The following is an 832-nucleotide window of genomic DNA, read 5'->3' on the forward strand; positions in this document are numbered from 1 at the left end:
ATCTCTTTTTTATTTCAACTGTCTTCTTCTTTCTTAATCCTATTAAAAGTTGTAGATATGTTTGCTTTTTAGTAACTTTAAAGACACCACATCATTAAGAGTTACAATGCAACAAGTCATATCTACAACGTACAAATATACATCAAAAAAAGAAAATGCTCCTACAAATAGGGGATTATTCCATGATTTCAGATTCAGTCTTGGCTACGATAATCTGCAACAAGATGGTATCTCTGAAGCTGTTGGCTCATTGACGGTCTTTCTACATACGGCTGGCAAAGGGGCTTCCTGTCCTTATTGCGGACATTTCAGTCACCGATTGCACAGTTACTACTCCCGTCATATTGAGGATCTTGAAGTTTACGGTCATACTTTGGAGTTAGTCATCAAGGTTGGCAAATATTATTGTGACAATGTTTCTTGTCCACAAAAAATATTCTGCGAACCGTTGTCTTTTCTGGCTCGTCGGTATGGTAGACGGAGCTATCTTGTTGAGGAACGCATCAGATCGATAAGTTTGGAACTTACTTCCCGAAAGGCCTCTTCTCTTTTGCAACTGTTCCATATAACAGCCAGTAGTTCTTCCTGCTTACGCATCCTACAACAGTGCGGACAACACAATCCTATGCATAATAAAAGTATTTATGTAGGTATTGATGATTTTGCCTATAAAAAAGGTAAGGATTATATGAGTGTGGTCGTAGACCAGATGACACACATACCTATTGCTTTGTTAGAGGATAGAAACGGAGAAGCACTTGATAACTGGCTCATCCGGAATCCTCAAATACAATATATAACGAGAGACCGTGGAAGATGTTTCACAGAGGCT

Annotated in this window: 1 protein-coding gene; it reads left to right on the forward strand. The window is 38.7% G+C overall.

Annotation, left to right across the window (positions count from 1 at the left end; translation table 11 throughout):
* Positions 1–106: 106 nt before the first annotated feature.
* On the forward strand, positions 107–832 hold a 726-nt coding region (locus DWZ47_RS30240; protein WP_192920056.1), incomplete at its 3' end, for a transposase family protein.

Origin of the sequence: Bacteroides sp. AF32-8BH (assembly GCF_003435205.1) — a bacterium.
GTDB classification, from domain to species: Bacteria; Bacteroidota; Bacteroidia; order Bacteroidales; family Bacteroidaceae; genus Bacteroides; species Bacteroides ovatus.